The following is a 24621-nucleotide window of genomic DNA, read 5'->3' on the forward strand; positions in this document are numbered from 1 at the left end:
TGAACGCGCTCACCAATGGGCCATGGGCAGGCCCGCCACCGGCGAACGGAAGGCGGGAATGCGGGTGCCCCGGAGGCTGCCCACATAGACGGTGCGCAGGTCCGGCCCGCCAAAGGTGATGCTGGCGAACCAGGGGGCGATGGTGCCGCCACAGGCGAGCATCAATTCGGGCGTCGCCGCATCCGCCGCGAAGGCGTCCATGAGCGTGCGCCCGGCCGCGCTGTCCTTGTCGTCATCCAGCAGGATGCGCAGGTCGCCCTCGGGGGTGAGCGCGAAGATGCGGTCCGTCATCACATGGGTGCCCCACAGATTGCCGTGGGCATCGAAGGCGATGCCGTCGATGAAGGCGCCATGGTCGGACGGGCCGAAGACTTCGCGGTCAGTCAGGCTGCCATCGGGCTGGACGCGCAGGCGCGTGACGTGGCGCCCGCAGGTCTCGGCCACATAGAGCCATTCCTCCTTGGCATCGAGCCGGATCTCGTTGGTGAAGCGAAACCCGTCGGCGACGATGCGCAGCCGGCCCTGGTCGTAGAGGGCGATATAGCCGTCCGCCACATTGGGGCTCATGGCCCGCATCCAGTTCTTGATGCGGGTGGAGATGGTCAGCCAGATGCGGTCGCGGCTGTCGCGCAGCACGAAGTTCACCTTGCCGATGGGCGCGCCATCGATGCTGTCGGCGAGCACCCGGCTCGCCCCGTCGCGGGTCATGATCTCCAGCCGGTCGGTGCCGAAATTGGAGATCAGGATGTCGCCATTGCGGGCGAAGGCGAGGCCGTTGGGCAAGGTGCCGGAGACAAAGCGCGTCTCCTCGTCGGTGGCGGCGGAAAAATCCGTCGCCTCGGTCTGGGTCACCAGGCGCTGGGTGCCGTCGGGGCGGATATGAACCACCCCGCCGCGCGCATCCGCGCTCCACAGCGAGCCGTCGCGCTCGGCCAGGATGCATTCCGGCCGCTGGAGGCCCTCCCCCACATAGGAGAGGCCCGCCGGTTCCACCGTGAAGCCGTCGAGGGGGTTGGGCGCGGCCATCAGAAACTCACGCGATCGGCGCCCTTGAGGCCGAGCGTGGCGCGGGCCTCGTCGGGGGTGGCGATCTCGTGGCCCAGTTCCTCCAGGATGCGGCGGATCTTGGCCACCTGCTCGGCATTGGAGGAGGCAAGCTGCCCGCGGCCGATGAACAGGCTGTCCTCCAGCCCCACCCGCACGTTGCCGCCCATCATGGCGGCCTGGGTGGCGAACGGCATCTGGTGGCGGCCCGCCGCCAGCACGGACCATTGGTAGTCCTTGCCGAACAGCTTGTCGGCCGTGCGCTTCATGAACATGAGGTTGTCCATGTCGGCGCCGATGCCGCCCAAGATGCCGAAGATGAGCTGCAGGAAGACCGGCGGGCGGAACCAGCCCTGGTCCAGGCAATGGGCGAGGTTATAGAGGTGGCCCACGTCGTAGCATTCGTGCTCGAACTTGGTGCCGTGCTCCTCGCCCAGCATCTTGTAGATCCGTTCGATGTCGCCGAACGTGTTGCGGAAGATGAAGTCCTTGGTGCCGAGGAGGTAGGGCTCCTCCCACTCGTGCTTCCAGTTGGAATAGCGCTTGGCCAGGGGGTGCAGCGCGAAATTCATGGAGCCCATGTTCAGCGAGCACATTTCCGGCGCCGCCTGAAGCGGGGCGGCGAGGCGCTGCTCCACGGTCATGTTGAGGCCGCCGCCGGTGGTGATGTTGATCACCGCGTCGGTGGCCTGCTTGATGCGCGGCAGGAATTCCATGAACACCGCCGGATCGGGCGTCGGGCGGCCGTCCTTGGGGTCGCGGGCATGCAGATGCAGGATGGCCGCGCCGGCTTCCGCCGCCGCGATGGCCTGCTCGGCGATCTGGTCGGGCGTGATGGGCAAAGCGTCGGACATGGTGGGCGTGTGGATGCCGCCCGTCACCGCGCAGGTAATGATGACCTTGCTCAAGGTTGCGTCTCCCGAGGCGTGTTCGATGTCAGGGGGCCGCGCGGGGATCCCGCGCCGGCAATCAGTCGGGCAGGATGGCGACCGCCCGGGTCCAGCCGGCGGAGGCCGCGCGGATCTTCACCGGAAAACAGGAGACCGTGAAGCCGGTGGCCGGCAGCACTTCCAGATTGTGCAGCTTCTCGATCTGGCAATAGCCCTTCTCGCGTCCGGCCTTGTGGCCTTCCCAGATGAGGGAGGCATCCCCCGTCTCGGCAAAGCGCCGGGCGGTGAAGGAAAAGGGCGCATCCCAGCTCCAGCCGTCCGTGCCGACGACGCGAATGCCCTGGTCGACCAGGTGGAGCGTAGCGGCGCGGCCGAAGCCGCAGCCCTTGTCCACATAATCTGCTTGGCCATAACGGGCGCCGGCGGCGGTGTTGGCGATGACGATGTCGAGGGGCTGGAGGCGATGGCCGATGCGGGCCAGCTCGGCGTCGATTTCGTTGGGGGTCACCACATGGCCATCGGGCAAATGGCGGAAGTCCAGCTTCACGCCGGGGCGGAAGCACCAGTCGAGGGGGATCTCGTCGATGGTGCTGGCCCGGGCCCCGCCATCCATGGTGGGGTGATAGTGCCAGGGGGCATCCACATGGGTGCCGTTATGGGTGGAGATGTGCGCCGTCTCCACCGCCCAGCCCATGCCATCGGGAAGCTGCTCGGGCTTCAAACCCGGAAAGGCCCCGGCCAGTACGCCGGCGGTCTCCGCATGGGCGGAATAGTCGATGCGCACCCGCTGGAAGGGCGGGTCGGCGGGGACGTCATTCTCCAGGGGGATGGAGATATCGATGAATCTCGGCAAGGGCGCTTCCGTCCGGTTTCGCGCGGCGCGCTTTCGGCGCCTTCTTTTATACATGCGTATATTTTTTTGTACGATTGTTCAACATACAATCCGATGCTGCTTACCGACCTCGTCGACGGAGGGGTTTTGCGCCCGGCGGCGCGGCCCGCCATAGTACGCATGTTGCGACAGGATCAGGCCCAAAAAGACCAGAATGGACCGGGAAGAGACCATGGCCCCGCCGCCCGAGGAAAACGCCCCGCCCGCCAAGACGGCGCGCAAGCGGACCAGCGGCCGCGCCGCCGCTCCCACAGGCGCGCCCAAGCCGGCGCGGGCGCGTCCCCGCTCGGCCGTCCCCGCCGCCGAGGCGCAGCGGCCCGACCGGCGGGCGGACATATTGGAAAGCGCGGAAATCCTGTTCGCCGAGCGCGGCTATGCGGCCGTCTCGGTGCGCGACATCGCGGCGCGCGCGGGCGTGCCGCTGGCGCTGGTGGGCTATTATTTCGGCCGCAAGCCTGAGCTCTTCGCCACCGTCTTCGAGCACCGCAAGGTCAATCTGGATGAGCGCATCGCGCGCATCCGGGAGGTGGGCGCCAAGGGGCCGGGACGAGGCCGGGTGGAGGAGATCGTGCGCGCCTGGGCCGAGCCCGTGGTGCGCCTGCACGGCACGGCGAGCGGGGATTCCTTCTCGCTGCTCGTCGCGCGCACGGCGTGGGACCCGGGGCCGGAGGCCACCGCCATCATCGAGCGCTTCTATGATCCGCTGGTGGACGCCTTCCTGGAGGCCATGGGCGCCGCCCTACCCGGTACGGAACGCGGGCGCCTGCTGTGGGCTTATGAATATGCGGTGGGAGCGCTGCTCATGTATGTGGCCGACAAGCGCATCGAGCGCCTGTCCGGCGGCACCGCCACTGCCGGCGATCCGGCCGTGTTCGAGCCCTTCGTGCGCTTCGTGAGCGCTGGCATTCCCGCCGCCGTGGAAGCCGGTGATCCCGCGGGCCTCGAAGGGCGGGAGGGACATAAGACAAAATAAGACAAACAGTCTTTGTCATATTTTGTCTTGACGATCCGCCCCTGCGGCCGCACACCTTTGGCACGGCCTCCTTCCCGGCTGGCCGAAGGAGCGACAGCCATGATCCCCGCCGACCGGCACCTTCAGATCGGCTCCATCCTGTTCGACGGGCTGGACCAGATCGACTTCACCGGCCCCTTCGAGGTGCTCTCCCGCATCCCCAATTCCACCCTGCATGTGGCCGGCAAGACCACCGTGCCGGTGAAGGACACGCGCGGCCTCACCCTCGTGCCGGACAAGACCTTCGCCGAGGTGCCCCGACTCGACGTGCTGCACGTGCCCGGCGGGCCGGGGCAGGAAGCGCTGATGGAGGACGAGGAGACCCTCGCCTTCATCCGCCAGCAGGCGGAAGGCGCGCTGTTCGTGCTCTCCGTCTGCACCGGCGCCCTGGTGTGCGGGGCGGCGGGCCTGCTGAAGGGACGCCGCGCCACCACCCATTGGGCGGCCATGGACGTGCTGCCCCTGCTCGGCGCCATTCCGGTGCATGACCGGGTGGTGATCGACGGCAATGCCATCTTCGCCGGCGGCGTGACCTCCGGCATCGACGGCGCCTTGCAGCTCGCCGCCTTGCTGCGGGGCGATGCGGCGGCCCAGCAGATCCAGCTCTATATGCAATACCAGCCCGAGCCGCCCTTCGATGCCGGCACGCCGGAGCGCGCGCCCGCGGCGGTGGTCGCCGCGGCGCGGGAGATGTTCGCCCCCATCACCGCCCGCCGCCTGGAAACGGCCCGGCGCGTGGCGGGTCGGCTGGGCCTGACGGCGTGAGCGCGCGGGGGCCGCTCAGGCTCCCCGCACCACCACCTCGTCCCGCAGGATGGCGGCAAGGGCACGGGCGAAAGCGACAGCCTCATCGTCCTCCAGCGCGCTGGTGGTGATGCGGATTGCGGGCGGAGCGGCGAGCCGGAAGGCGGCTCCCGGCCGCGCCGTCCAGCCCGCATCCAGAAGGCGGCGCGTCACCGCATCCTCGTCCGCCACGGGGATCCACAGATTCATGCCGTCCCGTCCCCGGGCCTCGATGCCCTCGGCGGCCAGCGCAGCCCGGGCGGCCTCCCGCCGGCGGGCATAGCTTGCCCGCGCCCGCGCCACCTGCTGGGCATGACCGGGCACCGTGAGCACCGCCTTCACGCAGCCTTGCAGGATGGAACTGACCCAGCGGGCGGAACAGGCGGCAAGGGGCAGGCAGGCGCGGCGCACCGCGCGGCTGGAACTGACCACCGCCAGCCGCAGGTCCGGCCCCGCCACCTTGGACACCGAGCGGATGATGGCCCAATGGGGCCGGTCGGGCGCCACCAGCGTCATGGCGGGCGCCACGGAAAGGGGGGCGAAGTGGTCGTCCTCCAGCAACAGCACGTCGGGATGGGCGCGCAGCACGTCGCCCAAGGCGGCGCGGCGCGCCGGGCTCCAGAAACCGCCCAGGGGATTTTGCGCCCGGGGGGTGAGGATCACTGCCCGCGCCCCGGCCTCAAGCGCACGGGCAAGGCCCTCCGGCGTCACGCCTTCCTCGTCCACCGCCATGGGGAGGACGGGGTATCCCGCCTGCCGGGCAAAGCCCAGCGTGGTCATGAAGCAGGGATCCTCCACCCCGAGCGGCGCGCTGGACGGCACCATCTTGCGCAGGATGAGCCCCACCGCGTCGAACGTGCCGGAGGCCAGCCACAGATCGCCCGCGGGCAGACCGTCGCGGCCAAATTCGTCACGGAAGTGCGCCATCAGCTCGGGATCGTCCGGGGCATCCTCATAGGCACGGGGCTGCCAGGCCAAGGTCTTGAGCACGGCGTTGAGGTCCGGCAGCAAGGCAAGGTCGGGATTGCCGCCCGACAGGTCGCGCGCGGCAGCGCGCCGCGCCAGGGGCGCGCCCGTGGCCGGCGCGATACGGCTGCCCTGCCGCCCCCGACCCTCCAGCAGCCCGGCCGCCGCCAGATGCCGATAGGCCACCGCAACCGTGTTGCGGTTCACCCCCAATTGCTCCGCCAGCCCTCGCACCGTGGGCAGCGCCTCCCCCCGCGCCAGCTGTCCCCCTTCCACCGCCACGCGGATGGAGTGGGCGATCTCGCTGGGGGTGCGGCCGGCAATCACGGGGTTCTCCTCGAAGGGATTCTGGCTGGACTGAGGACCAGACTAAGACTCTGCACTGCAGACAAAGTCAAATTGTCTGCAATGTTGGTGCGGCCGCGACGGCGCAGGCCGTGCCGCTCGCCTCCAGGAAATGCTGGAGGCGGGGCACCATGAAGTCCAGGAAGGCGCGCACCCGCCGGGGCATGCGTGGGCCGCCGAGGAAGACGGCGTGCACGCCCTCCTCATCGGGCGCGATCACGTCGGTGAGCACCTCCACCAGGCGACCGGCCGCCACGTCTTCCCGCATATGGAAGTCCGCGAGGCGGGCGAGACCGACGCCGGCCAGCGCCATCTGGCGCAGCGTCTCGCCATTATTGGACAGCAGCGCGCCGCGCACCGCCCGCTCCGCCACACGCCCGCCCTCCCGCATGGGCCAGACCGGGACGGCGCGGCGGAAGTTGAAGCCCAGGCAATTGTGGTGGGCCAGATCCTCCACCGTGCGCGGGATGCCGTGGCGCTCCAGATAAGCGGGCGCGGCCACGATCTTGCGGCGCGCGGTGCCCAGCCGACGGGCGGTGACGCCGGAATCCGGCAGTGGGCCGACACGGAAGGCCACGTCGGTGCGATCCAGATAAAGGTCCACCAGTTCGTCGGACAAGGACAGGTCCAGCACGATATGGGGATAGGCCTGCCAGAAGGCGGGCAGCAGCGGTTCGAGGCCATGAATGCCCAGCGCCACGGAAATGTTCACCCGCACCGTGCCTTCCGGGCAGGCGGCATCGCGGGAGAGATCCCGCTCCACCTCGTCCAGTTCCTGGAGCAGGGCCTGGCTGCGCTCATAATAAAGCTGGCCCTCGGCGGTGAGCGACAGGCGGCGGGTGGAGCGCTCCACCAGCCGCACGCCGAGCCGCGCCTCGATGCGCGCCACCAGCTTGCTCACCGTGGAGGGCGTCATGCGCATGAGCCGCGCCGCCTCGGAGAAGCTGCCCGCCTCCACCACCCGCAGGAAGACCTGCATCTCGCCCGCGCGATTATCCATGCGCTCCCACCACCTGTGATCTCGGTTCACAGATCATGGGACGCGCGGGGCGATTATCAAGCCCGCTCGCGCGGCCTATCTCCGGCGTCATGTGCCATTCCCGCACCCGCCCGGCCGCCTTGGCCGAAGGTGCCTGCCCGAAAGAGGCCCCATGCAGACCGTCACCACGCACGGCGCGACCCTTCCCGCCCTCGGCTTCGGCGTCTTCCGCATGTCGGATGCCGAGGTGGAGCGGGTGGTGCCCGCCGCCCTTGAAGCCGGCTTCCGCCATTTCGACACCGCCCAGATCTATGCCAACGAGGCAGCGCTCGGCCGCGCGCTGGAAAAGGCCGGCGCCCGGCGGGAAGACCTGTTCCTGACCACCAAGGTGTGGGTGGACAAATATGCCCCCGGCCCCTTCGCCGCCTCTGTGGATGAAAGCCTGGAGCGCCTGAAGACCGACCGGGTCGACCTGCTCCTCCTCCATTGGCCGGGCGAGGCCGTGCCCATCGCCGAGCAGATCGCGCTCCTCAATGAGGTTCAGGCCGCCGGCAAGGCGCGCTTCATCGGCGTCAGCAACCAGAACATCGCGCAAATGCAGCAGTCGGCAGCGCTGTCCAAGGCGCCCATCGTCACCAACCAGGTGGAGCTGCATCCCTATCTGCCCCAGCTGGCGCTCGCCACCGCCGCGCGGGAGGCGGGCATCGCGCTCACCGCCTATTACGGCATGGCCGATGGCGCGGTTCCCAAGGACCCGGTCCTCCAGGCCATCGGCGCCCGCCATGGCAAGAGCGCGGCCCAGGTGGCGCTGCGCTGGCTGGTGCAGCAGGGCTATGTGGCCCTCTCCAAGACCGCCCGCCCGGAGCGGGTGAAGGAGAACATCGCCATCTTCGACTTCGCGCTGGATGAGGCGGACCTCGCCGCAATCGCCGCGCTCGCCCGGCCCGACGGCCGTCTCGTGAACCCCCGCGGCCTCGCCCCGGCCTGGGATGCGTGAGGATCTCGCCATGGACCAGAACACCACCGCCCCGCAGGCCACGCACGAGACCCCGCACGCGGGCTGGGCGCTCTTCGCCCTCGCCATCGGCGCCTTCGGCATCGGCACCACCGAGTTTTCGCCCATGGGCCTCCTGCCCGTGATTGCTGAGGGGGTGGATGTCTCCATCCCCACCGCCGGGCTGCTCATTTCCGCCTATGCCATCGGCGTCATGGTGGGCGCGCCCATCATGACGCTGGCCTTCTCCCGCTTCGGCAAGCGCACGGCGCTGATGCTGCTCATGGCCATCTTCACCCTCGGCAACATCATGTCGGCCCTGGCGCCGGGCTATTTCACCCTGCTCGCCTCGCGCCTCGTCACCAGCCTCAACCATGGCGCCTTCTTCGGGCTCGGCGCGGTGGTGGCGGCGAGCGTGGTGCCGAAGGAGCGGCAGGCGAGCGCGGTGGCGGCCATGTTCATGGGGCTCACCATCGCCAATATTGGCGGCGTGCCCGCCGCCACCTGGGTCGGCCAGCAGGTGGGCTGGCGCATGGCGTTTGCCGGCACGGCAGTGCTCGGCCTCATTGCCATCGCGGCCCTGTGGATCGCCTTGCCGCACGGGGCGGCGGGCCGCATGCCGGACGTGCGGCGGGAATTGTCCGTGCTCACCCGTCCCGCCGTGCTCCTGGCGCTCGCCACCACGGTGATGGGCTCGGCCGCCATGTTCGCGCTCTACACCTATGTGGCGCCGGCGCTCACCACCATTACGGGCGCCTCCGGCGGCTTCGTGACGCTGGGTCTCGTGCTCATCGGCCTTGGATTTACCATCGGCAACTGGCTGGGGGGGCGGCTCGCCGACTGGTCGCTGGAAGGCGCGACGCGGATCTTCCTCGCCTCCGTCGTCATCATCATGCTGGTGCTGCCCTTCGCGCTGCAAAGCCATGCGGGCGCCGCCATCGGCCTGCTCGTCTGGGGCGCGGCCACCTTCGCCCTCGTGCCGCCGGTGCAGATGCGGGTGATGGAAGCCGCCGCCGAGGCGCCGGGCCTCGCCTCCGCCATCAATATCGGCGCCTTCAACCTGGGAAATGCCGTGGGCGCGGCGGTGGGGGCCGCCGTCATCAGCCTCGGCCTTGGCTATGCGGCGGTGTCCGTTTCCGGCGCCCTGCTGGCCACCGCCGGCCTTCTGCTGGTGGTGGCAGGCGGGCGCCACAAGGCGCGGGCCCTCGCCTCCTGCGGCGCCTGACCGGACGCCCTTTTCACGCGGACACCCCCCGGCCCCGGCCGGGGGTTTTTTTGTGCCCGGCCACTGGCCCGAAATCTTTATGAGATTTTTATTTTTACCCTGCGTCCGCCGTCTCGAATTTTTATGCGCGAAGTGACACCTTGATCCTACAGCGCCGCGACAGAACATGTCGCCGCTGAACACGACCGCGAGATTTATTCCCCGGCCGATCATCTTCGCATGAGCCAGAAACGATGCTCGATATTCTGATGATCCTCCTGGCCACGGCGCTTTTCGCCCTGGCCATAGGCTACAGTTACGCCTGCAACCGGCTCTGAACCGCACCCCATGCCGTCCTGATCTTCAGGCGGCCGCGCAGGAGCGCCCCATGACCTTCGACTTCGTCCTGGGAGGCCTCGTCACCGCGGGCCTCCTCTTCTACCTCACGTTCGCGCTGGTTCAGCCCGAGCGTTTCTAACTCTCTGTCCACGGCATGTTCCAGGCGCGAGCCGTACGCGGCGTCGCGCGGACGTGCTTTCGGGAGGCACCCTTGACCCTCAATGGCTGGATCCAGGTCGCGCTGTTCTGCGCGATCGTGCTGGCGCTCGTCCGGCCGCTCGGCGGCTATATGACCCGCGTATTCGCGGGCGAGCGCACCTTGCTTTCCCCGGTGCTGAAGCCGGTGGAAGGCGCCCTTTATGCCTTGGCCGGCGTCGATGCCCGGCGCGAGCAGACCTGGCTTGGTTATACGCTGGCCATGCTGGCCTTCCATGTGGGCGGCTTCGTGCTGCTTTATGCGGTGCTACGCCTGCAGGACGTGCTGCCCTTCAACCCGCAGGCCATGGCCGCCATGCCGGCGGACCTGTCGCTGAACACGACGGTGAGCTTCCTCACCAACACCAATTGGCAGAATTACGGGGGCGAGAGCACCCTGTCCTATCTCAGCCAGATGCTGGGGCTCACCCACCAGAACTTCCTGTCGGCGGCCACCGGCATCGCCCTGTCGCTGGCGCTGGTGCGCGGCTTTTCGCGGGCCTCGGCGCAGACGGTGGGCAATTTCTGGGTGGATGTGACCCGCTGCACCCTCTACGTGCTGCTGCCGGCCTGCGTGGTCTTCACGCTCTTCCTGGTCTGGCAGGGCATCCCGCAGACGCTTGGTGCCTCCGTGGACGCCACCACCCTGGAAGGCGCGCAGCAGACCATCGCGGTGGGCCCGGTGGCCTCGCAGGTGGCCATCAAGATGCTCGGCACCAATGGCGGCGGCTTCTTCAACGCCAATGCCGCCCATCCCTTCGAGAACCCCACCGCCTTGTCCAATTTCGTGCAGATGGTCGCCATCTTCGCGCTGGGCGCCGCCCTCACCAATGTGTTCGGCCGCATGGTGGGCGACGAGCGGCAGGGCTGGGCGATCCTGGCCGCCATGGGCGTCCTGTTCCTGGCCGGCGTCGTCGTGGCCTATGGGGCGGAAGCCGCCGGCACCCCGGCGCTCCATGCCCTCGGGCTCGACGGCGGCAACATGGAGGGCAAGGAGGTGCGGTTCGGCATCCTCGGCTCGGCCCTGTTCGCGGTCATCACCACCGCCGCCTCATGCGGGGCGGTGAATGCCATGCATGACAGCTTCACCGCGCTCGGCGGCATGATCCCCCTCATCAATATGGAGCTGGGCGAGATCATCATCGGCGGCGTGGGCGCGGGGCTCTACGGCATGCTGGTGTTCGTGGTGATCGCCATGTTCGTCGCCGGCCTCATGGTGGGCCGCACGCCGGAATATGTGGGCAAGAAGATCGAGGCGAAGGAGGTCAAGATGGCCATGCTGGCCATTCTCGTCCTGCCGCTGATGATGCTCGGCTTCACGGCGATCGCCACGGTCCTGCCCGCGACGGTGGCGGCCATCAGCAATCCCGGCCCCCACGGCTTCAGCGAGATCCTCTACGCCTTCACCTCCGCCGCCGCCAATAACGGCTCGGCCTTCGGCGGGCTTTCGGGGAACACGCTGTTCTACAATGTGACGCTGGCCATCGGCATGTTCGCGGGACGCTTCTTCATGATCGTGCCGGCCATGGCCATTGCCGGGTCGCTGGCGGCCAAGAAGACCGTGCCGGCCTCGGCGGGCACCTTCCCCACCCATGGCGGCCTGTTCGTGGGCCTGCTGGTGGCGGTGATCCTGATCGTGGGCGGGCTCACCTTCTTCCCGGCCCTCTCGCTCGGCCCCATCGTGGAGCACCTGGCCGCCATTGCCGGCCAGAGCTTCGGGGCGGGAAGCTGAGGCGCGCCATGGTCGCGAACCCACACCACAGGCTCACCCGACGGCCAGACCCGCGCCGCCGGGGACCCCTCGCCTCCGAAATGATCCTCATCGCCGCGATCGCCTGCCTCATGGCGGCGGTGGCCATCCAGTCGGTCGTCGCCCTCGTGGCGCATCTGACGGCGCGCTAGACCTCTTTCCGGGAGCTTCTCCCATGACCCGACCCCGTACCAGCCTGCTCGACCCCGCCATTCTCGTGCCCGCCATCGGCGCCTCCTTCCGCAAGCTCGACCCGCGGCTGATGGTGAAGAACCCCGTCATGTTCGTGGTGGAGGTGGTGGCCCTCCTCACCACCCTGCTGTTCGTCCGCGACCTCGCCACGGGTGGCAGCGACCTTGGCTTCTCCTTCCAGATCATCCTGTGGCTGTGGTTCACGGTGCTGTTCGCCAATTTCGCCGAGGCGGTGGCGGAAGGGCGTGGCAAGGCGCAGGCCGATTCCCTGCGGCGCACCCGCACCGAGACGCAGGCCAAGCTCCTCACCGGCACGGGCACCGAGACCCGCGAAGTGCCCGGCACCTCCCTGAAGGTGGGCGACGTGGTGCTGGTGGAAGCCGGCGACGTGATCCCCTCCGACGGCGAGGTGATCGAGGGTGTCGCCTCGGTGAACGAGGCCGCCATCACCGGCGAGAGCGCGCCCGTGATCCGCGAATCCGGTGGCGACCGCTCGGCGGTCACCGGCGGCACCACGGTCATTTCCGACCAGATCAAGGTGCGCATCACGGCGGCGGCGGGCTCCACCTTCCTCGACCGCATGATCGGTCTGGTGGAGGGCGCCGAGCGGCAGAAGACGCCCAATGAGATCGCCCTCAACATTCTCCTGGCGGGCATGACGCTCATCTTCGTCTTCGCCACCGCCAGCATCCCGAGCTTTGCCGCCTATGCGGGCGGCACCATCTCGGTGGTGGTGCTGGTGGCCCTCTTCGTCACCCTCATTCCCACCACCATCGGTGCCCTGCTCTCGGCCATCGGCATTGCCGGCATGGACCGCCTGGTGCGCTTCAATGTGCTGGCCATGTCCGGCCGCGCGGTGGAGGCGGCGGGAGACGTGGACACGCTGCTGCTGGACAAGACCGGCACCATCACGCTGGGCAACCGGCAGGCCTCCGCCTTCCGGCCGGTGAAGGGGGTGAGCGAGCAGGATCTGGCGGATGCCGCCCAGCTCGCATCCCTTGCCGACGAGACGCCAGAAGGCCGCTCCATCGTGGTGCTGGCCAAGGACAAGTATGGCATTCGCGGCCGCGACATGGCGGCGCTGGGCGCCCAGTTCGTGCCCTTCACCGCCCAGACCCGCATGAGCGGCGTGGACGTGGACGGCGCCAGCGTCCGCAAGGGGGCGGTGGATGCCATCCTGGCCTATGTGCAGGCCTCCCCCGCCGCCCGGCCCCAGGCCGGCGCGGAAACCGTGCGGGAGGTGACCGCCCTCGCCGAGGAGATCGCCAAGGCCGGCGGCACCCCCCTCGCCGTGGTCAAGGACGGGCGCATCCTCGGCGTCATCCACCTGAAGGACATAGTGAAGGGCGGCATTCGCGAGCGTTTCGCGCAATTGCGGCGCATGGGCATCCGCACGGTGATGATTACCGGCGACAACCCGCTGACCGCCGCCGCCATCGCGGCCGAGGCGGGCGTCGACGACTTCCTCGCCCAGGCCACCCCGGAGGCCAAGCTGCGCCTGATCCGCGAAGAGCAGGCCAAGGGCAAGCTGGTGGCCATGTGCGGCGACGGCACCAACGATGCCCCGGCCCTCGCCCAGGCGGACGTCGGGGTCGCCATGAACACCGGAACGGTGGCCGCCCGCGAGGCCGGCAACATGGTGGACCTGGATTCCGACCCCACCAAGCTCATCGAGATCGTGGAGATCGGCAAGGCGCTGCTCATGACCCGCGGCTCGCTGACCACCTTCTCCATCGCCAATGACGTGGCGAAGTATTTCGCCATCATCCCCGCCATGTTCGTGGCCTTCTACCCGCAGCTCTCGGCGCTGAACGTGATGGGGCTGGCCTCGCCGCAGAGCGCCATCCTCTCGGCCATCATCTTCAACGCGCTCATCATCATCGCGTTGATCCCGCTGGCGCTGAAGGGCGTGCGCTTCCGGCCCATCGGTGCCGCGGCCCTGCTCCAGCGCAACGTCCTGATCTACGGGCTCGGCGGCATCATCGTGCCCTTCGCCGGCATCAAGGTCATCGACCTCGCCGTCGCCGCGCTGCACCTGGTTTGAGGAGACCCATCATGTTGAAGGAAATCCGTCCCGCTTTGGTGCTGGTGGTCCTGCTCGCGGCCCTCACCGGCCTTGCCTATCCCCTCGCCATGACCGGCCTGGCGCAGGTGCTCTTCCCGGACAAGGCCAAGGGCAGCCTCGTCTCCCGCAACGGCATGGTGATCGGCTCGGCTCTCATCGGCCAGGCCTTCACCTCGGAGCGCTATTTCCACGGCCGGCCCTCCGCCACCACGGCGGCGGACCCGGCGGATGCCACCAAGACGGTGGCCGCGCCCTACAATGCCTCCAACTCCATGGGCTCCAATCTCGGCCCCACCAATCCAGCGCTCGCCGAGCGTGTGAAGGCCGACCTTGCGGCGCTCCAGGCGGAAAATCCCGGCGTCCCCGTGCCCATCGACCTCGTCACCACCTCCGGCAGCGGGCTTGATCCGGACATCAGCGTGGAGGCCGCCCTGTTCCAGGTGCCCCGCATCGCCAAGGCGCGGGGCCTCTCCCCGGACATGGTGCGGCAGGTGGTGGAGCGCACGGCGGAGGATCGGACGTTCGGCGTGATCGGCGAACCGCGCGTGAATGTGCTTGAGCTTAATCTTGCGCTCGATCGCATCGGCGGCCAGTCCTAACCTGAGCCGAACCGCGCCGCACGGCGAGACGAGACCCCACGATGCCCGAGGAACGGGACGCTGACACCAGGCCCTCCCCCGACGCCCTCCTGAAGGAGGCGGAGCGGGAGAGCCGCGGTCAGTTGAAGATCTTCCTCGGCGCCGCCCCCGGCGTCGGCAAGACCTATGAGATGCTCGCCGCCGGCCGCGCGCGCCTGCGCCAGGGGGTGGATGTGGTCATCGGCGTGGTGGAGACCCATGGCCGGCGGGAGACGCAGGCCATGGTGGAGGGCTTCGAGGCCATCCCCCGCCGGACCGTCTCCTATCGCGGCCGCACGCTCGACGAGATGGACCTGGACGCCATCCTCAGGCGCCGCCCGGGCCTCGTTTTGGTGGATGAGCTCGCCCACACCAACGCCCCCGACAGCCGCCAAGCCAAGCGCTACATGGATGTGGAGGAACTGCTCGCCGCCGGCATCGACGTCTACACCACGCTCAACATCCAGCATGTGGAGAGCCTGAATGACGTGGTGGCGCAGATCACCCGCATCCGGGTGCGCGAGACGGTGCCGGACGCCATCATCGACCGGGCCGACGAAATGGAGGTCATCGACCTCACCCCGGCCGATCTCATCCAGCGCCTGCGGGAAGGCAAGGTCTATGTGCCCGACACGGCACGGCGGGCCGTGGCCAATTACTTCTCCCCCGGCAATCTCACCGCCCTGCGGGAACTGGCCCTGCGTCGCACCGCCCAGCGGGTGGACGAGCAATTGGTCAGCCATATGCGCGCCCACGCCATTTCCGGCCCCTGGGCGGCGGGCGAGCGGGTCATTGTCTGCATTTCCGAGGACAAGAGGGGCGCGAACCTCATCCGCTATGCCAAGCGCCTCGCCGACCGGCTGCGGGCGCCCTTCACCGCGCTTTATGTGGAAGGCCAGCGCAGTTTCCAATTGAGCGAGCCGGAGCGGGACCGGGTGTCCGACTTCCTGCGCCTTGCCGAGCATCTGGGCGGGGAGGCCATCACCCTCCCCGGCAGCACCCGCATCGCCGACGACGTGCTGGGCTTTGCCCGTGCCGCCAATGCCACCCATATCGTCATCGGCAAGTCGGACCGCTCCCGCTGGTTCGAGATCCTGCACGGCTCGGTGGTGCATGATTTGGTGCGCCGGGCGGGCAACATTTCCGTGCATGTGATCGCGGGCGAGGGGGCGAGCGGCGGGGCGGCGTCCCCTCCCCCGGCCGATCCCCTTCGGGCGCGGCTGGATGTGGGCGCCTATGCAGTGAGCGCCGTTGCGGTGGCGGCGGCCACCCTCATCGGGGTGGGGCTGCGGCAGGTGATGGGCCTGCAGAACATCGCCCTGGTCTATCTCACCGCCGTGCTGGTGAGCGCGGTGCGCTTTGGCCTGTGGCCGGCGCTCGCCACCTCGCTGCTGGGGGTGCTGGCGTTCAACTTCTTCTTCATCCCGCCGCTCTACACCTTCACCATCGCCGACCCGGAAAACGTGGTGGCGCTGTTCTTCTTCCTGGTGGTGGCGGCCATTGCCAGCAATCTGACGGCCCGGGTGCGCGGCCAGGCGCTCGCCGCCCGCGCCCGCGCCAAGACCACCGAGGACCTCTATCTCTTCTCCCGCAAGCTGGCGGGCGCGGGCACATTGGACGACCTGTTGTGGGCCAGCGCCTTCCAGATCGCCTCCATGCTGAAGGTGCGCGTTGTGATGCTGCTGCCCGGCGGGGACGGGCTTTCGGTGAAGGCCGGCTATCCGCCGGAGGACCAGATGGATGCCGCCGACATCGCCGCCGCCCGCTGGGCGTTCGAGAATGACCGCGCCACCGGGCGGGGCGCCGACACGCTGCCGGGCGCCAAACGCTTCTTCCTGCCCATGCGCACCGGGCGCGGCGCCGTGGGCGTCATCGGCATCGACCGGGACAAGCCCGGCCCCCTCCTCTCGCCGGAGCAGCGGCGCCTGCTTGACGCGCTGGCGGACCAGACCGCCCTTGCGGTGGAGCGGGTGCATCTGGTGGCGGACGTGGAGGCGGCGCGGCTCGATGCAGAGACCGACCGCCTGCGCTCGGCCCTGCTCACCTCCATCTCCCACGACCTGAAGACGCCGCTCGCTTCCATCCTCGGAGCGGCGGGCATGCTGCGGGGCTATGCGGACGCGCTCACCCCTGACCAGAGGGGCGAGATGCTCACCACCATCGAGGAGGAGGCCCAGCGCCTCAACCGCTTCATCGCCAACCTCCTGGACATGACCCGCCTGGAATCGGGCGCCATCACCCCCAACGCCGCTCCCCACGACGTGGCCGAAGTGGTGGGCAGCGCGCTGCGGCGGGCGGGGCCCATCCTCAAGGGGCATGAGGTGGAGGTGGACCTGCCGGCGGACCTGCCCATGCTGCCTTTGGACCCGGTCCTGTTCGAGCAGGTGCTGTTCAATCTCCTGGACAATGCAGCCAAATATGCCCCCGCCGGCACCAAGGTGCGCCTCCAGGCCTGGCAGGATGGCGGCCATGTGGTTGTGCAGGTGGTGGATGAGGGGCCGGGCATCCCGGTGGGCGACCTGGAGCGGGTGTTCGACAAATTCTATCGCGCCCGCAAGGAGGATCAGGTGCGGGCGGGAACCGGGCTCGGCCTTGCCATCTGCCGCGGTTTCGTGGAGGCCATGGGCGGCAGCATCACGGCGGCGAACCGCATCGACCGGCCGGGTGCCGTCTTCACCATCGACCTGCCGCTGATGCGGCGGGTGCGCGAACTCAGAAGGCTCCCATGAGCGCGACCGTCAAGCTCCTGGTGGTGGATGACGAGCCGGCCATCCGGCGGCTGCTGGTCACGGGCCTTTCCACCCAGGGCTATGAGGTGGTCAGCGCGGCCACCGGCGCGGACGCCTTGCGCCGCGCGGCGGCAGAGGCGCCCGACCTCATCATTCTCGATCTCGGCCTGCCTGACATTCCCGGCCGCGACCTGCTCCAGCGCTGGCGGGCGGAGGGGCGGGACTGCCCGGTGGTCATCCTCTCCAGCCGCACCGACGAGCCGGGCATCGTGGAGGCGCTGGACGCGGGGGCCGACGACTACATCACCAAGCCGTTCGGCATGAACGAATTGATCGCCCGCATCCGCCTCGCCTTGCGCCATCGCCTGCAGCAGCAGGGGGAAAAGCCGCTGTTCCAGCTCGGCGACCTCTCGGTGGATCTGGTGCGCCGGGTGGTGAAGGTGAAGGGCGAGGAGGTGAAGCTCTCGCCCAAGGAATACGACATTTTGCGCATCCTGGTGCAGCATGCGGGCAAGGTTCTGACCCACCATTACATCCTCTCCCAGGTATGGGGCGAGGTGCATGACCTGCAATATCTGCGCGTCTATGTGCGCCAGCTGCGCCAGAAGCTGGAGGATAATCCGGAAAAGCCGCTCTATATCCGCACCGAGACCGGGGTGGGCTATCGCCTGTCCGAGCCGGAATAGCCACCGGGCCATGTGTCAGCGCCCGCTATCTCCTTGTTTTGACGCATTTCGTTCACGGGAGCCGATTCCCACGTCGCGCGGAAATGCTCTATGGCTGTCTCGGCGCGCCGGTTCCGGCGCCCCCCATTCCGGAGAGCCCCATGTCGGATGCGTCCAGCCCCTTCGTTTTCGAGCACGTCCACATCCAGGCAAAGGACGCGGCGGCCTCCGCGCACTGGTTCGCGGACATGCTGGGCGCGCAGATCATTCACGGGCCGGTGCGCGCCGAAGCGCGCGTCGGGGGCCTGCGCATCTTCATCGAGCAGGCGGGCGAGGGCCTCACGCCCGAACCGGACCATCCCCATGGCGGCCTCGACCATATCGCCTTCCGCGTGACTGACCTGGAAGCGGTGGTCGCCGGCCTCAAGGCCAAGGGCGCGGTCTTCACCAAGGACATCACGTCGCCTCGGCCCGGCCTGAAGATTTCCTTCGTCACCGGGCCGGACGGCATGTCCATCGAACTTCTGGAGCGCGAACCCGGCGCCTGATGAAGGATCAGGCACCGAGGCCTCGCCTCACTGCTTCTGGATGCCGGCGGCGTCGATGACCGCCGTCCACTTGGCGATGTCGGCCTTCAGCCGGTCTTCCAGCTCAGCGGGCGTGCTGGACTTGGCCTCGATGCCGAGGTCCAGCAGCTTCTTCTTCACCTCGGGGCTCGCCACCGCCTCGACGATCGCCTTGTTGAGGGTGGCGATGACCTCCGGCGGCGTGCCCGCCGGGGCGAAGATGGCGTTCCAGGAGGTGACCTCGAAGCCTTTCAGGCCGCTTTCGTCCACCGTGACGATATCGGGGGTCGCCGGCGAGCGGGTGAGGCCGGAGGTGGCCATGGCGCGCAGCTTGCCGTCGGCCATCATGGCCTTGGCGGCGGCGAGGCTGTCGATGGCCACGTCCACGTCGCCGCGGGTGGCCGCGATCATGAGATCGGGCGTGGTCTTGTAGGGCACGATGGTCAGGTCGACGCCCGCCATGGACTTGAACAGCTCCGCCGACAGGTTTTGGCTGGAGCCCACATTCACCGTGCCCATATTGAGCACGCCCTTATTGGCCTTGGCGAAGGCGATCAGCTCCTGCACGCTCTTGTGCTTGGAGGCGCCGCCGGTGACGAACAGGAAGTCGAACTGGCCGAGCATGGAGACGGCGGCGAAGTCCTTCACCGGATCGAAGGGCAGCTTCTTGAACAGCGGCACCGAGATGGCCGTGCCATTGGTGAGCAGGATCAGCGTATAGCCGTCCTTGCCGCCCTGGAGCGCGGCACGGGCGGCGGTGATGCCGCCGGCACCGGGCTGGTTGTCGATGATGAATTGCTGGCCGAGCTTCTCGCTCAGCTTCTCCATCACCACCCGTGCGGTGATGTCGGCGATGCCGCCCGGCCCGAAGGGCACGATCACCCGCACCGGGCGGGTGGGATAGGCGGTGTCGGCTTGCGCAGGGGCAAGGCCGGTAAACAGAGCGGCCACCACCGCGCAACCCGCGGCGATCCTGGCGAACAGGGTCATGTCATCCTCCCGTTGAGCGGGCGGCGCCGGTTCCAGTCCGGGGTCCGCCGTGGAATGGGTCAGTCTTTGGGCAGTTCGTCCACATAGACGAGGCCGGCGGCGGCCAGCGGCTCGCGCATGGCATACATGTCGAGGCCCAGCACGCCGGAGGCGAGGCGGGCGCGCTTGGAGCCCTCATTGGCCTCGCGGGCGGCGGCCTTTTCCGCCACTTCGGCGGCGCGGGCGCGGGGCACGACGACGACACCGTCATCATCGGCCACCACCACGTCGCCCGGATGGACCAGGGCACCGGCGCACACCACGGGCACGTTCACCGAGCCCAGCGTCGCCTTCACCGTGCCCTTGGCCGAAATGGCGCGCGGCCAAACCGGGAAGCCCATTTCCGTGAGCGTGCGGATGTCCCGGCAGCCGGCATCGATGACGAGGCCCACCGCGCCCTGCGCCTTGAAGGAGGTGGCGAGCAGGTCGCCGAACATGCCGTCCGTATTGTCGGTGGTGCAGGCCACCACGACGAGATCGCCGGGGCGGATCTGCTCGGCGGCCACGTGCAGCATCCAATTGTCGCCGGGCTGGGCGAGCACGGTGATGGCGCTCCCCGCCACCTGGGCGCCGGCATAGATGGGCCGCAGATAGGGCTTCATGAGGCCGATGCGCCCCATGGCCTCGTGCACGGTGGCCGAGCCGAAGCCGGCCAATTGGTCGACCACCGCCTGATCGGCGCGCACGACCTTGCGAACGACGACGCCGATCATGCCAGTTCCTCCAGGACCATGGGGAAGAGCCGCTGATAGGCTTCGCCATAGGTCATGGCGCGCCCGGAATTGCGCCCGCCCTGCATGCCGCGATTGAGCGCCACGCGGGTGTAATAGTCCCAGAGGTGCTTCTGGGCGGCCAAGACCTCGAAGGCGGCGCGCTTGGTCTCCCACACATCGTCGATATTGAGGATGACATTGGGCTTGAAGTCGCACTGCTCGGGCTGGTGGGGCTCGAACAGGAAGACCGGCGGGGCGGCATAGGCGCGGGCGGGGTCCGGCTTGTGGCCCGCCGCCTGGGCGATGATGCGGGCCTCCTGGGCGAGGCGCGTCGCCTCCGGATGGTCCACATTATAGGGGTCGTTCAGGGAGTGGGTCAGCACGAAGGCCGGCTTCTCCTCCCGATAGATGTCGATGAGCCGATCCAGGATGGCCTCGGTGCCGCGCAGGGGATAGTCGCCGGCATCGAAGAACTCGATCTCGGCGCCCAGGACGCGGGCGGCCTCGGCGGCCTCGGCCTTGCGCTGGGCCTTCACCTCTTCCAGCGAGACGCCGGCACTCTTCCAGGCCCACTGGCTCTCGCCGCGCTCGCCATAGGAGAGGCAGGCAATCTTGACCCGGTAGCCTTTGCGGGCATGGAGCGCGATGGCCCCGCCCGCGCGCCAGACGAAGTCGCCGGGATGGGCGGTGATGACAAGAGCGGATTTGGCTTCAGCCATGATGACCTCTGGATGAGCTTGGATGTTCAGACGACGCCGGGGCGCACGAAGACGCGGCCGTCGAAGAGGGGGCGAGCGGTGCGCAAAAGGCCGGCCCGCAGCACTTCCGGCGCCGCGTCCGTGCCGCCCATTTCCAGGCGCACGGAAAATTCGCCGGTGGGATGCTCCACGCTCACCGTGCGCACCGCCCCGCCGGGCATCTGCGCAACTTCAGCGGCCGGAGACCCCGGCAAGGCGCAGGCGGTGGCCACCGTCACCGCCGCGAACACGCCGATGGAGGCGTGGCATTCATGGGGAATGAAACTGCGGGTGGAGACCGCGCCGCCCGCGCGGGGCGGCGCCACCAGGATCATCTTGGGCACCACCTTGGGGCCCACGTCCCCGAGATTCATCAGCGGCCCGGCGGCAAGGCGGATTTCCTCCAGGCGCGCCTTCAGCGCGGTGTCCTTGTCCAGCACGTCGCGGGGCTCATAGCCGGTGCGGCCGACGCTGGCGGCGGTGAGCACCACGCAGGGCATGCCATTGTCGATGAGGGTGGCGCGCACGCCGGCCACCTCGTCCACCACGCGGCCGGTGGGCAGGAGCGCGCCGCAGACCGAGCCGGCGGCATCAAGGAAATCCACCGCGATGGGGCTCGCCGTGCCCGGCACGCCATCAATGCGCGCCTCGCCGCCATAGACGGGGCTGCCGTCCGGCGTTTCCACCGTGAGTTCGGCGATGGTGCCGGTATTGATGGTGCGCACCTTCACCCGCGTGCGGGGAGAGACCGCCTGCACCAACCCGCGCTCGATGGCGAAGGGGGCAACGCCGGCGAGGATATTGCCGCAATTGGGGGTCGTATCCACCATCGCCTTGTCCACCCCCACCTGGGCGAACAGAAAGTCGATGTCGCAGCCCGGCAGATCGGAGCGCGAGATGAGGGCCACCTTGCTGGTGAGCGGATGGGCGCCGCCCACCCCGTCCACCTGGCGCGGGTCGGGCGAGCCCATCACCGCCAGCAGGATGGCGTCTCGCCGGGCCTTGTCCGCCGGCAGGTCCGAGGCAAGGAAATAGGCGCCCTTGGAGGTGCCGCCCCGGATCAGCATGCAGGGAAGGGAGATCTGGTCGCTCATGACATCACCTCGCGCCGCACCGGGCGGCCCTCATTCGGCGGGGAAGTCGAAGAGGCGGGCGGGATTGTCCACCAGCACCTTGCGCTGAAGCTCCGGCTCCGGCGCGAACAGGGGCACGAGGTCGACGAGGTCGCCGTCATTGGGCATCACCTTCACATTGGGATGCGGCCAGTCGGTGCCCCAGATCACCCGGTCGGGCGCGGTTTCCAGGATGGTGCGGGCGAAGGGCACGGCGTCATGGAAGGGCGGGCCAGCCGTGGAGACGCGCTCGGCGCCACAGATCTTCACCCAGCACTTCTCGTCGCGCTTCATCAGCTCGATGAGGGTGCGGAAGGGCAATTGGTCGAGGCCCTCATTGGCCTGGACGCGGCCCATATGGTCGATGGTGTAGGGCACCGGCAGGCGGGCCAGCATGTCCGCATAGGTGGGCAGGTCGATGGCGTCGAAATGCAGGTCGATGTGCCAGCCGAACGGGGCGACCATGGCCACGATCCGGTCGAACACCGCCATGTCCGGCACCCCGCCCAGATGCCGCACGAAATTGAACCGGCAGCCCCTGAAGCCGCCCACATGGAGCGCCTCGATGCCCTTCTCGTCGATGGTCCCGTCAATATTGGCGACGCCCCGGTAGCGGCCATTGCTCTGGGCGATAGCGTCCAGCGCCACCCGGTTGTCGGTGCCGTGGACGGAAGCATTCACGATCACCGCCCGCTCGACGCCGATCTTGGCATGCAGCGCCTTGAACGCCTCCAGCGGCGCATCCGGCGGCGTGTAGGAGCGCTTGGGATCGTAAGGGTAGACATTCCCCGGCCCGAAGATGTGGCAATGGGTGTCGCAGGAGAGCGGCGGTAGCTTGAAGGCCGGGGTGCGCGTGTGCGGATCGGGGCCGGGAATGGAGCGGATGGCGGCGGTCATATCTTTGGCTCTGCTCGCAAAAAGAAAGGTCAGCTGGGGAAGCCGAACAGGCGGACCGGATTGTCCACCAGGAGCTTGTGGCGCTGGCCGGCATCGGGGGCATAGAGGGGGACGAGGTCCACCAGGTCGCCGTCATTGGGCATGACCGGGACATTGGGATGGGGCCAGTCCGTGCCCCACACGCAGCGGTCGGGCGCGGCGGCAATCAGCGCCTGGGCGAAGGGCACGGTGTCGGTGAAAGGCGCGCCGGTGGCGGACATGCGCTCCGGGCCGGTGATCTTGATCCAGCCCTTCTCGTCCGTGCGCATCAGCTCCACCAGCGCCTGGAAGGGCGGCTGCTCCAGCCCGCCGGAGGCCTTCACGGCGCCCATATGGTCGATCACATAGGGCAACGGCAGAGCGCGGAGCAGCGGCACGAATTCGGGGATCATGGCCGGTTCGAGATAAAGATCCACGTGCCAGCCATAGGCCTTCACCCTGTCGACGATCTTGTTGAAGCCCGTCATGTCCGGCCGGCCGCCCAGGCGGGCGAGGAAGGTGAAGCGGCAGCCGACGACGCCGGCATCGGTCAGCGCCTGCAATTCCTTGTCGGTGGTGGTGTCGCTGACATTGGCGACGCCCTTGTAGCGGCCCTTGCTGGCGGCGATGGCGTCGGTGACGGGGCGGTTGTCGGGGCCATGGACGGTGGCGTTGACGAGGACGGCACGCTCCACGCCGATCTTGGCATGCACCTCCTCGAACAGCTCCAGCGGCGCGTCCGGGGGCGTGTAGCTGCGCTTGGCCCAATAGGGATATTTGGAATTGGGGCCGAAAATATGGGTGTGGCTGTCCACCGATCCGGCCGGGGCCTTGAAGGTGGGCGTCTTCACGTTGGGATCGGGGCCCATGATCATCGGTGCGGTCGCTCCCGTCTGCGCCATGGCCGCAAGCGGCAGCCCGCTCAGGGTGGCGGCGAGGCCGGAAAGGCAGGTCCGGCGTGAGATGTGCGGCATGGTGCGTTTCCCCAGATGTCCGCTCTTCCGGCGGCAAGACTTCAGGCTTTCTTGACGGCGCCCCGCTGCTGGGCATCGGCCACCGCGCGGGCGAGGTCCGGCACCAGGCCGAGGGCGGCCAGCATGTCGGCGGCTTCCCGCATCTCGGCGGCGCGGCGCACGCCGTGGGTGGCCACCCGCTCGGCCATGTTGGGCGCGAGCGTTGCGAAGTTCATGCCGGGAAAGCTGGTGTCGAGGGAGGAGAAGACCTCGGTCTCCACGTCGAAGGCCTTGGCGGCGCGGGCGCAATCCACGATCAGCGCCTCGATGCCCTTCACCATGATGGAGCGGCAGAGCTTCATGGCCGAGGCGCGGCCATGCACGTCGGACACCGGCCGGATGTTCATGCCCAGCGGCACCAAAGCGGCGGCGACCGCCTCCGCCTTCGGCCCGCCACCCAGAATAGGAACGGCGATGCGCGGCGCGCCCACGGGCGCCATCACGGCGCCTTCCACATAGTCCGCCCCCACCGCTTCCACCGCGCGGGCGGCGGCGACCTTGGTGTGAGGGGCGGCGGAATTGATGTCGAAGAGGATCTGGCCGGGCTTGAGATAGCCGGCGGCGTCCTGCGCCACGGTCAGCGCCTGGTCGGCGGTCACGGCGGAAATGACGATGTCGGCACCCTCCGCCGCCTCGGCCGCGCTCGCTGCGGCGCGCACGCCATCGGCCTCGGCCCGCGCCAGGAGGGGGGCCGCGAGGGCGGGGTTGGCGAACTTGATGTCGTAGACGGCGACCGCGTCGAGGCCGTTCTTCAGGAGGTCATGGGCGAACAGGGTGCCCACTTCGCCATAACCGATGATCGCCAGCCGCAGGGCCATCTTTGCGTCCTCTCCCGTCGTCGCGTCTCAGGCGCGTTGGGCGGAAGGTGACGGTTC

24 protein-coding genes are annotated in these 24621 nt (G+C 68.7%); 12 read left to right on the forward strand and 12 right to left on the reverse strand.

Features of this window, described 5'->3' with window-relative positions:
- Positions 1-9: 9 nt before the first annotated feature.
- From J5J86_RS06915 to J5J86_RS06925, 3 genes are all read right to left on the reverse strand, one after another.
- The gene (locus J5J86_RS06915) at positions 10-1026 is read right to left on the reverse strand and encodes an SMP-30/gluconolactonase/LRE family protein (protein ID WP_209104122.1); all 1017 of its coding nucleotides are present in this window, start codon (positions 1024-1026) and stop codon (positions 10-12) included.
- On the reverse strand, positions 1026-1898 hold the full coding sequence (locus J5J86_RS06920) for a 3-keto-5-aminohexanoate cleavage protein (RefSeq protein ID WP_247658427.1): 873 nt from the start codon (positions 1896-1898) through the stop codon (positions 1026-1028). Before J5J86_RS06920 ends, J5J86_RS06915 begins: the two co-directional genes overlap by 1 nt.
- Before the next feature lie 115 nt (positions 1899-2013).
- Positions 2014-2841, reverse strand: a complete 828-nt coding sequence (locus tag J5J86_RS06925) for a cyclase family protein (RefSeq protein WP_209104124.1) — start codon at positions 2839-2841, stop codon at positions 2014-2016.
- Between the two features lie 157 nt (positions 2842-2998).
- Between J5J86_RS06925 and J5J86_RS06930 the strand changes: the two genes are divergently transcribed.
- Positions 2999-3799, forward strand: a complete 801-nt coding sequence (locus J5J86_RS06930) for a TetR/AcrR family transcriptional regulator (protein ID WP_209104125.1) — start codon at positions 2999-3001, stop codon at positions 3797-3799.
- 99 nt (positions 3800-3898) lie between these two features.
- Positions 3899-4603 (forward strand): DJ-1/PfpI family protein, encoded by a 705-nt coding sequence (locus tag J5J86_RS06935; RefSeq protein WP_209104126.1) that lies wholly within the window; start codon positions 3899-3901, stop codon positions 4601-4603.
- A gap of 15 nt (positions 4604-4618) precedes the next feature.
- Here the strand turns inward: J5J86_RS06935 and J5J86_RS06940 are convergent, their stop codons facing one another.
- On the reverse strand, positions 4619-5914 hold the full coding sequence (locus tag J5J86_RS06940; protein WP_209104127.1) for an aminotransferase class I/II-fold pyridoxal phosphate-dependent enzyme: 1296 nt from the start codon (positions 5912-5914) through the stop codon (positions 4619-4621).
- Positions 5915-5981: 67 nt separating this feature from the next.
- Positions 5982-6932 carry a LysR family transcriptional regulator gene (locus J5J86_RS06945; protein WP_209104128.1) on the reverse strand — a complete coding sequence of 317 codons (951 nt, stop codon included), beginning with the start codon at positions 6930-6932 and terminating at the stop codon, positions 5982-5984.
- Positions 6933-7083: 151 nt separating this feature from the next.
- On the opposite strand from J5J86_RS06945, the gene J5J86_RS06950 reads away from it, so the two are divergent.
- From J5J86_RS06950 to J5J86_RS06995, 10 genes are all read left to right on the forward strand, one after another.
- On the forward strand, positions 7084-7908 hold the full coding sequence (locus J5J86_RS06950) for an aldo/keto reductase (protein WP_209104129.1): 825 nt from the start codon (positions 7084-7086) through the stop codon (positions 7906-7908).
- A 10-nt stretch (positions 7909-7918) separates the two neighbouring features.
- Positions 7919-9130 carry an MFS transporter gene (locus tag J5J86_RS06955; protein WP_209104130.1) on the forward strand — a complete coding sequence of 404 codons (1212 nt, stop codon included), beginning with the start codon at positions 7919-7921 and terminating at the stop codon, positions 9128-9130.
- A 367-nt stretch (positions 9131-9497) separates the two neighbouring features.
- Positions 9498-9587, forward strand: a complete 90-nt coding sequence (locus tag J5J86_RS06960; RefSeq protein ID WP_209104131.1) for a K(+)-transporting ATPase subunit F — start codon at positions 9498-9500, stop codon at positions 9585-9587.
- Between the two features lie 72 nt (positions 9588-9659).
- Entirely contained in the window at positions 9660-11375 is a 1716-nt protein-coding gene (kdpA, locus tag J5J86_RS06965; protein WP_209104132.1) for a potassium-transporting ATPase subunit KdpA, read from the forward strand.
- Positions 11376-11383: 8 nt separating this feature from the next.
- Positions 11384-11545, forward strand: coding sequence for a hypothetical protein (locus tag J5J86_RS06970; protein ID WP_209104134.1), 162 nt, complete (start codon positions 11384-11386; stop codon positions 11543-11545).
- Positions 11546-11568: 23 nt separating this feature from the next.
- Complete coding sequence (gene kdpB, locus J5J86_RS06975) at positions 11569-13629, forward strand: potassium-transporting ATPase subunit KdpB (protein WP_209104136.1); 2061 nt, start codon at positions 11569-11571, stop codon at positions 13627-13629.
- An 11-nt stretch (positions 13630-13640) separates the two neighbouring features.
- Entirely contained in the window at positions 13641-14249 is a 609-nt protein-coding gene (locus tag J5J86_RS06980; RefSeq protein ID WP_209104138.1) for a K(+)-transporting ATPase subunit C, read from the forward strand.
- A gap of 41 nt (positions 14250-14290) precedes the next feature.
- Positions 14291-16996 (forward strand): sensor histidine kinase, encoded by a 2706-nt coding sequence (locus tag J5J86_RS06985; RefSeq protein ID WP_209104140.1) that lies wholly within the window; start codon positions 14291-14293, stop codon positions 16994-16996.
- Positions 16993-17682: a response regulator transcription factor gene (locus J5J86_RS06990; RefSeq protein WP_209104142.1), complete on the forward strand. Its 690-nt coding sequence runs from the start codon at positions 16993-16995 to the stop codon at positions 17680-17682. The genes J5J86_RS06985 and J5J86_RS06990 overlap by 4 nt, the downstream gene beginning before the upstream one ends.
- Positions 17683-17822: 140 nt before the next feature.
- Positions 17823-18209, forward strand: coding sequence for a VOC family protein (locus J5J86_RS06995; protein WP_209104143.1), 387 nt, complete (start codon positions 17823-17825; stop codon positions 18207-18209).
- Between the two features lie 27 nt (positions 18210-18236).
- On the opposite strand, the gene J5J86_RS07000 is transcribed toward J5J86_RS06995, so the two are convergent.
- Genes J5J86_RS07000 through J5J86_RS07030 form a run of 7 tightly spaced genes read right to left on the reverse strand, consistent with a single transcriptional unit; the run spans position 18237 to position 24564 of the window.
- Positions 18237-19217, reverse strand: a complete 981-nt coding sequence (locus J5J86_RS07000) for a Bug family tripartite tricarboxylate transporter substrate binding protein (protein ID WP_209104145.1) — start codon at positions 19215-19217, stop codon at positions 18237-18239.
- Positions 19218-19276: 59 nt separating this feature from the next.
- Positions 19277-19969 carry a 4-carboxy-4-hydroxy-2-oxoadipate aldolase/oxaloacetate decarboxylase gene (locus J5J86_RS07005; protein WP_209104147.1) on the reverse strand — a complete coding sequence of 231 codons (693 nt, stop codon included), beginning with the start codon at positions 19967-19969 and terminating at the stop codon, positions 19277-19279.
- Entirely contained in the window at positions 19966-20688 is a 723-nt protein-coding gene (locus tag J5J86_RS07010) for a PIG-L deacetylase family protein (RefSeq protein WP_209104148.1), read from the reverse strand. Before J5J86_RS07010 ends, J5J86_RS07005 begins: the two co-directional genes overlap by 4 nt.
- Before the next feature lie 26 nt (positions 20689-20714).
- Entirely contained in the window at positions 20715-21800 is a 1086-nt protein-coding gene (locus J5J86_RS07015) for a 4-oxalomesaconate tautomerase (RefSeq protein WP_209104150.1), read from the reverse strand.
- 30 nt (positions 21801-21830) lie between these two features.
- Positions 21831-22715 carry an amidohydrolase family protein gene (locus J5J86_RS07020; RefSeq protein ID WP_209104152.1) on the reverse strand — a complete coding sequence of 295 codons (885 nt, stop codon included), beginning with the start codon at positions 22713-22715 and terminating at the stop codon, positions 21831-21833.
- Positions 22716-22744: 29 nt separating this feature from the next.
- Entirely contained in the window at positions 22745-23707 is a 963-nt protein-coding gene (locus J5J86_RS07025; RefSeq protein WP_209104154.1) for an amidohydrolase family protein, read from the reverse strand.
- A 41-nt stretch (positions 23708-23748) separates the two neighbouring features.
- Positions 23749-24564 carry an NAD(P)-dependent oxidoreductase gene (locus J5J86_RS07030; RefSeq protein WP_209104155.1) on the reverse strand — a complete coding sequence of 272 codons (816 nt, stop codon included), beginning with the start codon at positions 24562-24564 and terminating at the stop codon, positions 23749-23751.
- Positions 24565-24621 lie beyond the last annotated feature (57 nt).

It is taken from the genome of Aquabacter sp. L1I39 (assembly GCF_017742835.1).
Taxonomy (GTDB): Bacteria; Pseudomonadota; Alphaproteobacteria; order Rhizobiales; family Xanthobacteraceae; genus L1I39.